The organism is Neptunomonas sp. CHC150 (genome assembly GCF_030397555.1).
GTDB classification, from domain to species: Bacteria; Pseudomonadota; Gammaproteobacteria; order Pseudomonadales; family Balneatricaceae; genus Neptunomonas; species Neptunomonas phycophila.
Map to the genome: position 1 here is coordinate 225,148 of NZ_JAPNXU010000008.1, position 14,031 is coordinate 239,178.

The following is a 14,031-nucleotide window of genomic DNA, read 5'->3' on the forward strand; positions in this document are numbered from 1 at the left end:
TATATCCTTATTTTGTATGCTGCATACAAGCGTTTAAAACCCTTAACGCTTGTAGCACTATAGTTGAAAATAGAGTGCGATGCACAATAAAAAAATCGATAGTGGTGCACATAAAAGCGGCTTCTAAGCCTCTGAAGCAGGGCGATGAAGCGGTTTGATGCGCTTTTGTAATACAAAAACTTATCGAGTATTCCTCGAATGAGGGAGTTTGATTGAAATTAAGGTGGCTGCTATCAAGAAGGCCGTCGAAATCCATAGGCATGCTTGAAGGCCTGAGCTACCTTGGCCTGCTAATTGGAAAACCCAGCCAGAGAGCACAGTACCTATTAAGCGCCCCATCGCATTGGACATATAATAGAAGCCTACATCTAAGGACACACCATCATTACCTGCATAGCTGACAATAAGGTAGCTGTGCAACGAAGAGTTTACAGCAAATACAGCGCCAAAAATCGCGAGGCCGCAGATGAGTAAGGTTGCAGGGTTCAGCTCTAGCATTAGGCCTATGGCAATCAACCCTGGTAATACCGTTAGTGATAAGGCCCACCATGTTGCACTGAGACCGTCAGGCACTTTACCTGAGGCTTTACCGGTAATACGAGGTGCAAATGCTTGCACTATTCCGTACCCAATCACCCACAAAGCTAAAAAGCCGCCAGTTTGGCTGTGGTTCCAATTTAGTGTTTGAGAGAGAAAAACAGGCAAGGCCACAACAAACCATACATCGCGGGCACCAAATAAGAACATTCTGGCGGCCGACAGAATATTGATCGCCGGGCTTTTCGAGAAAATATCCCGAAATTTCGGTTTGTTTTTGGCTTTACCCAGATCACGTTTGAGCAAGAGTATGCTCAGTATCCAAACGATTGCTAGCGCGCCCGCCATGGATGCCACTGCCCCAGAAAAGCCAAGCACAGAGAGTAAAAAACCTCCTAGGAAAAAACCGATGCCTTTTAATGTGTTTTTTGAACCTGTTAGTAGAGCAACCCAGTAATACAGTTTACCTTCTGCTTCAGGGGGAACCAGTAGCTTTATTGAGCTTTTGGCACTCATCTTGTTGAGATCTTTAGCGATACCCGATAAAGCTTGAGCCGCCATAACCCACATGACTGTTAACCACGAGCTAGGCACTAACAGCATAGCTAGCGCGGCCACTTGCAACGCTAGTCCAATATTCATGGTGCGATTTAGCCCCATGTGTGCCCCAATCCATCCGCCTACTAAATTAGTAATGACACCGAACACCTCGTAAAACAAGAAAAGCAGAGCAATGTCTAGAGGGGAGTAACCTAGGCTATGAAAGTGCAGCACAACTAACATGCGCAAAGCACCATCGGTAAGCGTAAACGCCCAATAGTTACCGGTGACTACTAAGTATTGACGAATAGCAGGGGGCAGGTGGCTTAGCATTTATGAGCGTCCTACTTTTAAGGTGAGCTCTGCTGTTCGATTAGCATAACCCCACTCGTTGTCGTACCAAGTATAGAGCTTCACCTGCGTACCGTTGACCACCATAGTAGATAGGGCGTCAATGATGCTAGAGCGAGGGTCCGTTTTGTAATCAATAGAAACCAGAGGGCGTTCTTCATAACCTAGGATACCGTTTAGATCACTATCGGCAGCGGCTTTTAGTAAGGCGTTGACTTCTTGGACGCTGGTGTCGCGTTCAACCTCAAATACACAGTCGGTTAATGATGCGTTGGCTAAAGGTACACGAATGGCATGTCCATTCAGCTTACCCTTAAGTTCCGGAAAAATATGCGTAATAGCCGTCGCAGATCCGGTTGTTGTTGGGATAAGGCTCATCCCGCAGGCACGCGCTCGGCGAAGGTCTTTATGGGGAGCGTCCAAAATAGTTTGTGTGTTGGTGATATCGTGGATTGTCGTCATGGAGCCATGTTTGATGCCAAGTTGCTCATGGATGACTTTGACAACCGGTGCTAAACAGTTGGTGGTGCAAGACGCGGCGGTCACGATAGGATGCTGAGCGGGATCGTAAAGATGGTCATTAACACCCATAACAATATTGAGAATGCCGTCCTCTTTAACCGGTGCAGTGACTACAACGCGCTTTACGCCTTGATCTAAGTAAGCTTGAAGTAGCGCTTTGGTTTTCATTTTCCCGGATGCTTCAATCACCACGTCACAAGCTGACCAGTCGGTCTCTGGTATTGCCTTATTGTGGCTTAGGGTGATTTTATGCTGGCCAATTAACATCGTATCTTCTTTGGCTGTCGCCTCATGCTCCCAACGTCCATGCACAGAATCAAAGTTCATTAGATGGGCCAACGTTGCTGCATCGCCTGCAGGATCATTGATATGAGTAATGTCGATATCATCTTGATTAAAAATGGCGCGCATCGTTAAGCGGCCCATGCGACCAAAGCCGTTAATACCTATTTTGATGGTCATCGTTTTTACCTCTCTAAACAGATTGTTTATCCATAGTAGTGGTCATAAATGCATGCTTTATTACACGTTTATGCTTTCTGAAGACGGCCTTGAGTTCATGCTGTTTAAGCGCCTTTCTGGTGTTTCTAGTAATTGTGAGCTGTGCTCTCGCGTGGTTCTTAGTATGTCTCGCATCCAGTCATCTAAGAGAGGATGAATACGGTAGAAAACCCACTGCCCCTGTCGCCTATCTAAGAGCAAGCCTATTTTTCGTAATTGACTGAGGTGCCTTGAAATTTTTGGCTGAGGGAGGTCGAGAGCTTCCATGAGTTCACAAACACACAGTTCACCCTCCTGCTCGATGAGCAACAGACTGAGCAGGCGTGTTTCATCGGCTAACGACTTATAAAAGTCCAGCGGTTGCAGCGGTTTGATTTCAGAGCTTATATGCTTGCTGTTCACTAAGACGAATAAGCGTATGCGCTCACTCAGCTCCTGTAGCGTAAGACCAAAAGCTCGTGGGTCACTACTCGCTTTAGGGTCCGGAAAGTCCCAAGCCATGACCACACCGTTGTCGGGCCAATGGCGGCATTCACGATGGGCCTTGTCACATAAACTAATAACAAAGTCGAAGTGCTGATTTTCTAGGCTTTCAATCGACTTTGATTTGAGATCTTTGGTTTTTAAACCAAAATTTTGCAGTACCTCTAGGGTACGAGGATCTATTTCAGAGGGTTCTGTGCCAGCGCTACATACTTCAAATTGATCACCAGCAAAGTGCCGTAACAAAGCTTCTGCTATTTGGGAGCGAGCAGAATTAGCCGTACAGACAAAAAGAACCCTTTTCATTACATAACCTCAACATAATATGACCCGAATTGTATATATGAAAAAACATATATTCAAATTTTAATATGTATTGGGTTGGATATAAGAAGGTCATCTGCAGAGTTATCGAGCGCTTCATTGGTGGGGGTGATGAAGGTGTCTGTGCCGTCAGTTAACGCTTGCTTTCAGAAGGTAGAAATTTATTGAAAGCCTTTAGTCGGCTCCTCCGATTACCCTGATCATATTTTTATCGGTTGGCTGGGCGCAACATAGATCGGTATATCGTAGGGTTGCATTAGCATGCTCGCGCATGATCGCTTCAGCACGCGCGCTTTGGCCGTGTGTAATCGCATCAAAGGCGGCATGATGTTGCATGTGTGCAAAATTAAATCGACGATATTCACGGGCTAGGTCATGTCGATCAATTGCCAGAGAACTCACAGAAGCAAATGGCATGTGTTCATTACGGTTGAGTGCGGCGGCAATCGTTGAGTTGTTACTCGCTTCGATGATTAGCGAGTGAAAGCGCTTATTTAAGTCGTGGTATGTCTCTAAGTCTTCTTCGGTGACATACCCTTTAGCGAATAAAGAGTCGCCCAACTCTAGGCATGTTTGTAGTTCTTGTTTTTGCTTTTCGGTCACTCCTTTTTCGGCCGCTTGACGAGCGGCTAAGCCTTCCAGAACTCCTCGTACTTCTACTGAATCGCAAACCTCGTCGTTGGTTACTTCTCTTACCCTATAACCTCGGCGTTCAAGTTTAATGAGTAGGCCTTCTTGCTCCAGTGTTCTAAAAGCGATTCTTATTGGTGTTCGCGATACCCCTAAAGCCTCTGCGGTTGGTATTTCGGCAATACGTTCGCCTGCTTTGAGTTCACCCGATAGGATCATTTGTCGTAGGGAACTGAGTACGCGTTGACCTGGTTTGCTCATTTTAACCTCATAAATATAGCCAATGTCCAAATAAGACCGTCTTCACATTGAGTCATGTCCACAGTGGATGTTAGCACCATATTGGATCCAATAAACCGTTAAGCACTTGTTTTGATAGGCTGTGAGTATGAAGTTTTTAGTGATGAAATAGCGTTTTTTTACGATTAACTGTAATTTATGGATCCAATAATGTGTATTTTTATTGACAATATGGATATTTGATGGAAAATTGGATCCAATAATTCTAAAAACACGCTGGGTCCTTTCTATGTTTCTAAAAAATACTTGGTATGTCGCCTGTACTGCTGATGAGGTGGCAGACAAACCCCTAGGACGAACAATCTGTGGCGAGCGGATTGTGTTCTATCGAGGTAAAGAGAACCAAATAGCAGCCGTTGAAAACTTTTGTCCTCATCGAGGAGCGCCACTATCACTTGGGTATGTGGAAGATGGGTTACTGGTTTGTGGTTACCATGGCTTAAAAATGGGGTGCGGGGGTAAAACCGAATCAATGCCTGAGCAGCGCGTTGAGGGGTTTCCTGAGATACGTGCCTATCCAGTTGTGGAGCGCTATGGCTTCATTTGGGTATGGACCGGTGAGGCGGCGTTAGCGTCTCCTGATGAAATTCCAGAGCTAGAGTGGGCTGAGAACCCTGAGTGGGGGTATGGGGGAGGGTTGTTTCATATTAACTGCGATTATCGGTTGATGATTGATAACCTAATGGACCTCACTCATGAAACGTATGTGCATGCGAGTAGTATTGGTCAAAAAGAAATAGACGAGGCGCCGGTCTCCACAAAGAAAGAGGGGATGAGTGTCACAACGAGTCGTTTTATTGAAAATATAATAGCTCCACCATTTTGGCAGGCTGCCTTGCGTGCAAATAATCTGGCGGATGATGTTCCTGTTGATCGTTGGCAGATCTGTCGTTTTACACCGCCTAGCCATGTCATGATTGAGGTGGGCGTCGCTCACGCCGGTAAGGGCGGATATGATGCTGATCCGGCCCACAAAGCCAGTAGTATCGTGGTGGACTTTATTACACCTGAAACAGAAACGTCGATTTGGTACTTTTGGGGAATGGCACGCCAGTTCAAACCGGATGATCAGGAACTGACCGCTCAAATTCGTGAAGGACAAGGGAAGATCTTTACCGAAGACCTCGAGATGCTTGAATCTCAGCAGCAAAACCTCTTAGCGCATCCTGATCGAAGCCTTCTAAAACTTAATATAGATTCGGGTGGGGTTCAGTCACGACGAATCATTGATCGTTTGCTGAAAGCAGAAGGCCGCCTCAATGAAAGTTGAACGCATTTAATCAATCTAACCATCTGTTCATAATAAAAAACTAGGAAAGTTGTCATGATTGAAGTGTTTGTGTCTTCCAAACAGTTAGAAGCCGAGGATATCTATGTATTTCGGCTGGAGCGGTCTAATGGTGAAGCTTTACCGTCATTTAGTGCGGGAGCTCATATTGATGTGCATTTACCCAACGGCATAATCCGGCAATATTCGCTGTGTAATCATTCTGATGAAACCCACTGTTATGAAATAGGTGTGCTTAAAGATCCCGCATCAAGGGGAGGCTCTTTAGCGATGCATCAGTTAATTAATGAAGGAGATCGACTCCTCATTAGTGAGCCTCGTAACCACTTCCCTTTAGTGCATGGTGCGCAAAGGAGCCTGCTGTTTGCGGGGGGAATCGGTGTCACTCCTATTCTGTGCATGGCTGAAAGGTTATCGCACAGCAGTGCAGATTTTGAGATGCACTACTGCACGAGGTCTGAAAACCGCACGGCCTTCGTGGAGCGCATTCAGTCATCTTCATTTAAAAATAAGGTGCATTTTCATTTTGATGATGGCGCGGCCGTTCAAAAGCTTGAAGCAGAAAAATTGTTAGCTAATCCAGTACCGGGTACTCACATTTATGTATGTGGACCTGGTGGTTTTATGGAGCATATCCTCAGTACAGCAAAAGCGAAGGGGTGGCCGCAAGATCAAGTGCATCGTGAATACTTTGCCGCCGCACCTATTGACCACAGTGCTGATGACAGCTTTGAGATTAAGCTCAGTAGCACAGGTCAAGTCTTTGAAGTCCCCGCAGATAAGTCTGTCATTGATGTGCTAGAAGATAACGACATTGATGTACAGTTTTCTTGTGAGACGGGAGTGTGCGGTACGTGCGTAACGCGAATACTGGAAGGTGAACCAGACCACAGGGACTCTTTTTTTACTGAAGCCGAGCGAGAGAAGAACGACAAATTTACACCGTGTTGCTCTAGAGCTAAGACCCGACAGCTGGTGCTTGATATCTAAATCTGGACATCAGACCCGACACCGATAAACCAATAATAATAGGAAATGTCGATAATGAACTTTAAAAAATGGGCGAGCCTGACCGCCGCCACGTATGCACTGTTAGCCCCACTCAATTTAGTTCACGCTGCAGATGTCACCTTGCGCTTGGCACATCCTTGGCCCGGAAATTCGGACATAAGTAAAGGGTTATCAGCATGGGCAGACTCGTTAACAACTGCATCTGATGGTCGGATTGATGTAGAGCTCTATCCAGCACAAACACTCTCTAAGGCTGCTAAGTCTTATGATGCGGTGATTAGCCAGATCGCTGATGTTGCCGCCACTGTTCAGGGATATACCGCGAATCGCTTTTTGTTAACACAGGTTGTCGAGCTGCCGGGTGTGGTTGATACTGCTGCCCAAGGTTCTTGTGTCTTACAGCAGCTCTATGACGAAGGGGATATCAAGGATGAGTATCAGGATACACACGTACTTTTCGTTTGGACTAATGGGCCTGGCCACCTGCATTTGAAGGGGAAAAGTGTCAAAAAGCCAGAGGATATGGCAGGGCTACGCATTCGTCGTCCAACTACTATTGTGGGGCAGCTACTCGAAGAGTTGGAGGCTCAACCTGTTGGAATGCCAGCACCGGATACTTATCAGTCATTACAAAGGGGAGTGATTGATGGTGTCGCTATGTCATGGGATGGCGTGAAAGTTTTTCGACTGAACGAAGTGGCAGATCACCACACGGAATTAAACCTGTACTCTTTAAGCTTTATGTTAACAATGAATAAACGCGTATATGAAAGCTTACCCGCCGATCTACAAGACATTATTGACCAGCATTCAGGCCATAAATGGTCTCAATTTATGGCGAATATTTTCGATGATCTTGATCGTCAGTCCGTACAAGAAGTCACTGCAATGAAGCAGACCATTACGCATTTTAATGACGAAATAAAGGCAGCGTGGAAGCCTGTGTTAGATGGCGTAACCGCAAGCTATTTAAGCGAACTTGAAAACAAAGGAATGCCAGGTAGACAAGTTTATAATCGAGCTATGAAGCTAAGCGCTGGTTGCAATAGGTAAAACCTGAAAGCAGGTATGTGTTTGTAAGTTTAGGGCAAGAGCAGAGTGCCTCGAAGGCACTACAACGTTAAATTAACATCCAAAGGGAAAATTGGCCTAGGCACGTTGCGATAAGGTAGTCGGTCGTATCGCGGCGTGCAAAGTGCACCGCTATCGCAAACGATAATTTGGCCGGCGATAGGCTCGAATGCTGCACGAAAGTGTTGCATCGATTTCAAGGCCACCACTTTTTTGCCTTGTGGGTTGATACCAAAGGCTTTGAACTGCTGTAAGTCGAGTATTTGTCGCGCGATACTCACGATTAGTATATCGACTCCTTGCACATGTAAAACAACGGTTGTTCCAAAGTGACCACTGAGGCCGTGAATCATGGGGCCATCCCCGATGAAGTGACCATCACTCACGGACAGCAGCTCGCCTTTAACGGTTATGGGTCCGCCTCCAAACTGCGGGTCTGTGGTTCCGCCTAAGTCTATTTGAACACAATCACCAGGTGCGTGTGCACTTAACCGGCGGGCGGATTTGGCGTCTACCAGAGGCCCCAAGCAGGCATTACTAACGCCCGCCTCGAGTAGTGCTTTTAGCAGATTGGTTGAGTCTCCGTAGCCACCTGCGCCGGGATTATCCGCGTAATCTGCAATGATTAAAGGCCCGTTGATGGCTTGATAGTTAGCGGCTAGCGTTGCGGCTTCTGTGGTGGTGAGGTAATGATTTAATACGTCAAAGCGCTTATCCCATATGTCATTAGCAATATGTTCTGCAAATTCTTGATGAGCTTTAAGGTCGCCTTGGCAGGTCACGAGTACAGTCGGGCCAATGTCTTTTACATCGGCACTGGCGAAACCGGCGTTGATGCTGACGGCAAAGACATCATCTAACTGTTCATAAGCACGGGCTTTGGCTAGGCGCTCAATCATGGGACCTATATCGGTGCGTCCGCCATTCACCTCTTCGAGCATAGGTCGGCTAACACGCAGGGTTTGCGGAGTGATCTCTTTGCACAGAGTACGCTGTAAAATATCGCCTGCTTGACGGCCGATTACACGCATGTCGATGTGAGGGTAGGTATTAAATGAAACAATAATATCGGCCAATTCGCACATTTGAGGGCTAACGTTAGCGTGCGGATCTAACGTAATAGCAATAGGTATGTCCATGCCTAGTTGGTCGCGAATCCTCTGCAATAGCTCACCTTCGCCATCTTCTGAAAAATCTAGGCCCATGGCTCCGTGTAGCCCTAAAAGAATCCCATCAAACGTCTGTGCTTCTAATGCGTTGAGTATCGGTTCACATAACCAATCGAAGGCTTTGCGTCTAATTTTACCACTGGGGCCCGCCGCCGCGCTTAAGATGTGCTGCACTGTCCATTCATAATGGCGGCCAGCATCAAGAAACCCTGCTAGTTCTGTATTCTCATGACCCCGCTCGGCGATTGCCGCATCCCCCATCAATGCATAGCGCGCCATAAAGGCTTGTCTTCCTGTTTTACGGCGGCTAAATGTGTTGGTTTCATGGGATATTTCGGCTGTCAGAACGGTAAAGGTCATGGGCTATTCCTATGGAAGTGCACGGTGGAGATGGCTAGGTGTCAGGTAAGTTTTCATCAGCTTTGTGACAAAAGGTGATGTCATGCTGCGTAGCAAGGTGCTGTAATTTAGTTGAAAACGAACTTCGGCACCTACCTGCAAAACATGATGGCTACAATCAACAATAAGGTGGTCGCTACTCGCACTCAGAATGGTGATATCAGTAGGTGCAACTAAGCCAGTAAGGTCAATATCCTGCCGACCAATCGCTAAAATAGCTTGTGTGATCTTGCCGCGGTTGAGTGTCAGGCTTTCTTCGCCAAATGCGCTTTGAGCGATGTCGCCCCAAGGCTGAGTGGGTTTACGTTTTGATTCGATCACTTCTGCCACTAGGGTAATCGCATCGGTATGTAAACCTTCAATGGGTTGTCGGTGTAATGGCTCGCAGCCGAGTAGAATAGACTCACCTAAGCGTAGGTTATTAATGCGGCCTTTGCTGTTATCACTAAACGCCCAGTTAAGGTTAGCCGAGTTACCGCCGGACACAATATCCAAGGTGAGGCCAAATGTCTGCTCGATCATCACCGCTAAGGCCGACAAGGTTTCCATATTTTTCTCGTCAGGGGCCACGCCGCTGCGACAAGCGAGATTAGCGCCGATCCCCTTAAGATCAATATTAGGCATCGCAAGTACTTGGCTTACCGTGGAGGTCAGATCCGCTGGCATAATGCCTTCACGCAGATCGCCAAGCTCAACCATCAATATGACATCGTGCCTTACCTTTGCCGCTACCGCTGCGTGGGATAGCGCTCGCATAACGGTGATTTCACTATTCAGGCTGACGTCAGTTAATCGGACGACTCGATGTACATCACTCATCATCGGTGTACGGATGAGCATCATAGGCGTGGTTATACCTGCTTCACGCATCCTTTCTATGTTTTCTATGCGCGAGTCGCCAATCAAATTAATGCCCGCCCCCAACATCGTGCGGGCGATGTCGGGCGAGCCAAGGCTTGCTTTCATAACGGCCGTAACAGAAATGCCACGGCGGGCTAAACGATCGACTAGCGCGCGGGCATTATGGCCGATTTTGTCGAGGTCTATCTCTAGTCTAGGCGCGCTCATGGCGCACAAGTGGTCATCTTATCGCTCAGTGGTGGAAAAGCCGCGACGACCATGGCCACTAAGTCGTTAGCGGGACGTGTAAGCGCATCGGTAGCCGGTATTTTCAGTTCCTGCTCATACGTGATGATGGCTGCACTTACTTCATCATCGCTCATGTGCTCATGGTTGATTGTTATGCCGATGACCTTGGTCGTCGAGAAGGTCTGAATTAGATTGATCTCTGACGCCGGTAACGGCATAGGCATCCGATCAAAGTCGCAGCGAAATGCGCGGCCGGGAGCATGTTGCAGTACAACCGCGTCAGGGCAGCTACCTCGTAAGATAAACGAGGTAGTAGAGAAGGCGGGATGACTTAATGCACCTTGTCCTTCTATCAAAATCACATCGGGCTTTTCTGTTTCATACGCGTCTAAAATAATCGCTTCGAGTTCACCCGCACAAAACTGCGACGGAACCGCATCCATTGCAATCCCGTAGCGTGCACCTTGAATCAGCCCCGTTTGTCCGGTGCCGATTAATACGACGTTTAGCCCCCGCTCTCTTAATGCACTCGCAATAATGGTAGCCGTGGTGCGTTTTCCAATAGCACAATCGGTGCCTAGCACGGCAATACGTGGGCAACTGACCTCAGCAATCCGACCCGTAAACATGCGTAAATCTTTCTTGGCTCTAGGCTGTCGAATATCATCAATCGTTACCTGATGGGTCCGACATGCCGCGATGAATTCAGGATCTTCATTGAGGAACTCATGCAGACCGTTAACCAAGCTCATCCCCATCTTCATGGCTTCAAGGAGTAGGGAGCGTTCTATTGGCGATAGCATGCCGCTGGAAGGCGCCATACCGTAGATAAATACATCGGCGATGCCGCCTGCTTGCGTTAAGGCGTCCGCGAGGTCTTTGCAGACGGGGATCAGGTTCGCTTTGCCATCCAGCACCATGCCGGTATCTGAACCCGCAAGTTTGCTGTCGATGACGGATAAAATGTCGTATTTTTCTGAATGTCGAACTAATCCGTTGGCTGTTTTGCCATCAATTTCGCCAAAATTCGCTTCACAATACACAATAGCGGTTGGGTTCTTATGTGATTGGCGAGCTGTAAAAGGCAGCGGGCCCGGGCTTTGAATGGGAGAGGGTTGAGTAGTAGCAGTATGTTGTGTTGTAGACGACTGGGTTGGCGAAGGAATCGGTGAATTTTCAGCTAAGGCTGGTGGTCCCTGCGGAATGGCGACACGGGGGTTATTAGGGATAATATGCATAGTAATGACCTCTGTTGAACATGAGCTCAGAGGGCAGCAGATTGTGCCGACCTGCGTAAGTCGGATGTCAAAGAGAACCCCACTAAGCGGTGGGATAAGGGGTTATACTAACACATAAGGCCGATTTATCGGGGTAAATTAATATAATAACCTCCTGTGCAGAATTCGGGCCTTCAAGCTCAAGTTCAATTTTTGCCAATTTTTTAGGTTTTGGTTCTTAACTTTCATCATCTAAGATTAACGAGATATCCTCCGAACGTTTAATCACCTACATGTTTCGTTATCATCCCTTCGAAAGTGCTAAAATATCCCCATACTATGTAGCCCTCAGTTTTTACTGGCACATCACACCTCAATTTGCGTCCCGAAAGGCAATTCATCATGGAAATCAACGTTAATTTTTTAGACAACCTCCGACTCGAAGCAAAGTTTGATGATTTTACGGTGATTGCCGATCAGCCTATTCGTTATAAAGGTGATGGTTCAGCCCCTAGCCCTTTTGATTATTTCTTAGCGTCGTCTGCCTTATGCGCCGCCTATTTTGTCAAGGTGTACTGCGCGGCGCGTGACATCCCCACTGAAGGGATTCGCCTTTCGCAGAATAATATTGTTGATCCGGAAAATCGTTATAACCAGATTTTTCAGATTCAGGTCGAACTCCCCGAGTCTATTTCCGAAAAAGATAAAACAGGCATCTTGCGGTCAATTGAGCGATGTACTGTAAAAAAAGTGGTACAAGAAGGCCCTGAGTTTGCGATCGAGACGGTAGAAAATTTAGACGCGGATACCTCAATTATGGCAATGAAAATGCCAGAGGGTGACGCCAATACGATGATCTTAGGTAAAGATCTTCCGCTTGAAAAAACCATTGCTAATATGACGCAATTGCTAGCTGATTTAGGCATGAAGATCGAGATAGCTTCGTGGCGCAATATTGTGCCCAATGTATGGTCGTTACATATTCGCGATGCTGCTTCCCCCATGTGCTTTACCAACGGTAAGGGCGCAACTAAAGAAAGCGCGTTGTGTTCGGCGTTAGGGGAGTTTATCGAGCGCGCGAGTTGTAACTTCTTTTATAACGACCAATATTTTGGTGAAGAAATCGCTAACAGTGAATTTGTGCATTATCCGCGAGAAAAGTGGTTTGCATTGCCCGAAGACGACTCTCTACCTGAGGGGTTATTGGATGACTATTGCCTCGATATTTTTGATCCCGATGGTGAGTTGGCGGCTTCTAACCTCGTCGATACCAACTCGGGTAACGTGGATCGCGGCATTTGTGCCATTCCTTATGTGCGCCAGTCTGATCAACAGGAAGTCTATTTTCCATCCAACCTGATAGAGAACCTGTTCCTTAGTAACGGCATGAGCGCGGGCAACAACTTAAATGAAGCAAAGGTGCAGTGCTTATCCGAGATTTTTGAGCGGGCGGTTAAAAAGCAAATTATTGAAGAAGAAATCGTTCTGCCTGATGTACCGTCTTCTGTACTGGCCAAGTACCCTCATATCCTTGAAGGGATTAAAGGATTAGAAGACAACGGCTTCCCGGTCGTTGTCAAAGATGCCTCGTTGGGCGGTCAGTTTCCGGTGATGTGCGTGACGCTGATGAATCCGCGAACGGGCGGAGTATTTGCGTCATTTGGTGCGCACCCTAGCTTTGAGGTCGCGCTAGAGCGCAGTTTAACCGAGTTGCTACAAGGGCGTAGTTTTGAAGGCTTAAATGATGTGCCAGCCCCGACATTCAATAGTTTGGAAGTCAGCGAACCCAATAACTTCGTTGAACACTTTATCGACTCAACAGGGGTTATCTCGTGGAAGTTCTTTAGCGCTAAACATGATTATGAGTTTTGCGAGTGGGATTTCTCAGGAACCACAGAAGAGGAAAACGCTCGGTTGATGAGCATACTCCATGATATGGGCAAAGAAGTGTACATCGCTGTGTTTGATGAGCTAGGCGCTGCGGCGTGCCGTATCTTGGTACCTGGTTATTCTGAGGTGTATCCTGTTGAGGACCTGATTTGGGATAACACCAATAAATCGCTGTATTTCCGTGAAGATATACTCAACATCCACACTTTAGATGACGAGGCTTTGCAAGATCTAGTCGAGCGTTTAGAAGAAAGTGAGCTGGATAATTATTCAGATATTCGCACACTGATCGGCATCGAATTTGACGAAAATACCCCGTGGGGCCAATTAGATATTGGCGAGCTAAAGTTGCTGATTTATCTAGCGCTGCAAAACTACGAAGAAGCGAAAGAGCGGGTATCGGCTTTTCTTAGCTATAACAACAACACCGTAGAACGGGGCTTGTTTTATCAGGCAGTGAATGCGGTTTTGGATATTATGCTGGACGATGAGCTTGTACTGGAAGACTACCTCCCTAACATGACGCGTATGTTTGGCGCTGAGCGCATGGAGAATGTGGTCGGTACGGTGAACGGCGATGTGAAGTTCTATGGGTTAACTCCTACCAACATGCAGTTGGAAGGGCTAGATCGCCACTTGCGGTTAATTGAAAGCTATAAAAAGCTGCATGCTTTTAGAGCGGCAAAAGCGAGTGCTTAAGCGATCGTAG

The 14,031-nt window shown here is 47.0% G+C and carries 11 protein-coding genes; 4 read left to right on the top strand and 7 right to left on the bottom strand.

The window, feature by feature from the left end; all coding sequences use genetic code 11:
* Positions 1–180 precede the first annotated feature (180 nt).
* The 4 genes from arsJ to OW491_RS10355 form a co-directional block, all read right to left on the bottom strand.
* Positions 181–1,410 carry an organoarsenical effux MFS transporter ArsJ gene (gene arsJ, locus OW491_RS10335; RefSeq protein ID WP_290035879.1) on the bottom strand — a complete coding sequence of 410 codons (1,230 nt, stop codon included), beginning with the start codon at positions 1,408–1,410 and terminating at the stop codon, positions 181–183.
* Entirely contained in the window at positions 1,411–2,412 is a 1,002-nt protein-coding gene (locus OW491_RS10340) for an ArsJ-associated glyceraldehyde-3-phosphate dehydrogenase (protein WP_178969608.1), read from the bottom strand.
* A 60-nt stretch (positions 2,413–2,472) separates the two neighbouring features.
* Positions 2,473–3,240, bottom strand: a complete 768-nt coding sequence (locus OW491_RS18260) for a metalloregulator ArsR/SmtB family transcription factor (RefSeq protein ID WP_075179565.1) — start codon at positions 3,238–3,240, stop codon at positions 2,473–2,475.
* Positions 3,241–3,432: 192 nt separating this feature from the next.
* The gene (locus OW491_RS10355; RefSeq protein WP_290035882.1) at positions 3,433–4,149 is read right to left on the bottom strand and encodes a GntR family transcriptional regulator; all 717 of its coding nucleotides are present in this window, start codon (positions 4,147–4,149) and stop codon (positions 3,433–3,435) included.
* A gap of 268 nt (positions 4,150–4,417) precedes the next feature.
* Here OW491_RS10355 and OW491_RS10360 point away from each other — a divergent pair, with 268 nt between their 5' ends.
* From OW491_RS10360 to OW491_RS10370, 3 genes are read left to right on the top strand one after another with little or no spacing between them, the layout of a single operon-like run.
* On the top strand, positions 4,418–5,458 hold the full coding sequence (locus OW491_RS10360; RefSeq protein ID WP_290035884.1) for an aromatic ring-hydroxylating dioxygenase subunit alpha: 1,041 nt from the start codon (positions 4,418–4,420) through the stop codon (positions 5,456–5,458).
* Between the two features lie 54 nt (positions 5,459–5,512).
* The gene (locus OW491_RS10365; RefSeq protein ID WP_075174049.1) at positions 5,513–6,466 is read left to right on the top strand and encodes a PDR/VanB family oxidoreductase; all 954 of its coding nucleotides are present in this window, start codon (positions 5,513–5,515) and stop codon (positions 6,464–6,466) included.
* Positions 6,467–6,520: 54 nt separating this feature from the next.
* Positions 6,521–7,540, top strand: coding sequence for a TRAP transporter substrate-binding protein (locus OW491_RS10370; RefSeq protein WP_290035886.1), 1,020 nt, complete (start codon positions 6,521–6,523; stop codon positions 7,538–7,540).
* A gap of 59 nt (positions 7,541–7,599) precedes the next feature.
* Here the strand turns inward: OW491_RS10370 and OW491_RS10375 are convergent, their stop codons facing one another.
* Genes OW491_RS10375 through OW491_RS10385 form a run of 3 tightly spaced genes read right to left on the bottom strand, consistent with a single transcriptional unit; the run spans position 7,600 to position 11,453 of the window.
* Positions 7,600–9,087, bottom strand: coding sequence for a M81 family metallopeptidase (locus OW491_RS10375; RefSeq protein ID WP_290035887.1), 1,488 nt, complete (start codon positions 9,085–9,087; stop codon positions 7,600–7,602).
* A gap of 9 nt (positions 9,088–9,096) precedes the next feature.
* The gene (locus OW491_RS10380) at positions 9,097–10,194 is read right to left on the bottom strand and encodes an alanine/ornithine racemase family PLP-dependent enzyme (RefSeq protein WP_290035889.1); all 1,098 of its coding nucleotides are present in this window, start codon (positions 10,192–10,194) and stop codon (positions 9,097–9,099) included.
* On the bottom strand, positions 10,191–11,453 hold the full coding sequence (locus OW491_RS10385) for a DUF1611 domain-containing protein (RefSeq protein ID WP_290035891.1): 1,263 nt from the start codon (positions 11,451–11,453) through the stop codon (positions 10,191–10,193). Before OW491_RS10385 ends, OW491_RS10380 begins: the two co-directional genes overlap by 4 nt.
* A 381-nt stretch (positions 11,454–11,834) precedes the next feature.
* On the opposite strand from OW491_RS10385, the gene OW491_RS10390 reads away from it, so the two are divergent.
* Entirely contained in the window at positions 11,835–14,021 is a 2,187-nt protein-coding gene (locus OW491_RS10390) for an OsmC domain/YcaO domain-containing protein (protein WP_290035893.1), read from the top strand.
* Positions 14,022–14,031 lie beyond the last annotated feature (10 nt).

What these genes read in the sequence shown, in the direction of transcription:
- arsJ (WP_290035879.1), bottom strand. Translation starts at nt 1,410, where the DNA reads ATGCTAAGCCACCTGCCCCCTGCTATTCGTCAATACTTAGTAGTCACC.
- OW491_RS10340 (WP_178969608.1), bottom strand. Translation starts at nt 2,412, where the DNA reads ATGACCATCAAAATAGGTATTAACGGCTTTGGTCGCATGGGCCGCTTA.
- OW491_RS18260 (WP_075179565.1), bottom strand. Translation starts at nt 3,240, where the DNA reads ATGAAAAGGGTTCTTTTTGTCTGTACGGCTAATTCTGCTCGCTCCCAA.
- OW491_RS10355 (WP_290035882.1), bottom strand. Translation starts at nt 4,149, where the DNA reads ATGAGCAAACCAGGTCAACGCGTACTCAGTTCCCTACGACAAATGATC.
- OW491_RS10360 (WP_290035884.1), top strand. Translation starts at nt 4,418, where the DNA reads ATGTTTCTAAAAAATACTTGGTATGTCGCCTGTACTGCTGATGAGGTG.
- OW491_RS10365 (WP_075174049.1), top strand. Translation starts at nt 5,513, where the DNA reads ATGATTGAAGTGTTTGTGTCTTCCAAACAGTTAGAAGCCGAGGATATC.
- OW491_RS10370 (WP_290035886.1), top strand. Translation starts at nt 6,521, where the DNA reads ATGAACTTTAAAAAATGGGCGAGCCTGACCGCCGCCACGTATGCACTG.
- OW491_RS10375 (WP_290035887.1), bottom strand. Translation starts at nt 9,087, where the DNA reads ATGACCTTTACCGTTCTGACAGCCGAAATATCCCATGAAACCAACACA.
- OW491_RS10380 (WP_290035889.1), bottom strand. Translation starts at nt 10,194, where the DNA reads ATGAGCGCGCCTAGACTAGAGATAGACCTCGACAAAATCGGCCATAAT.
- OW491_RS10385 (WP_290035891.1), bottom strand. Translation starts at nt 11,453, where the DNA reads ATGCATATTATCCCTAATAACCCCCGTGTCGCCATTCCGCAGGGACCA.
- OW491_RS10390 (WP_290035893.1), top strand. Translation starts at nt 11,835, where the DNA reads ATGGAAATCAACGTTAATTTTTTAGACAACCTCCGACTCGAAGCAAAG.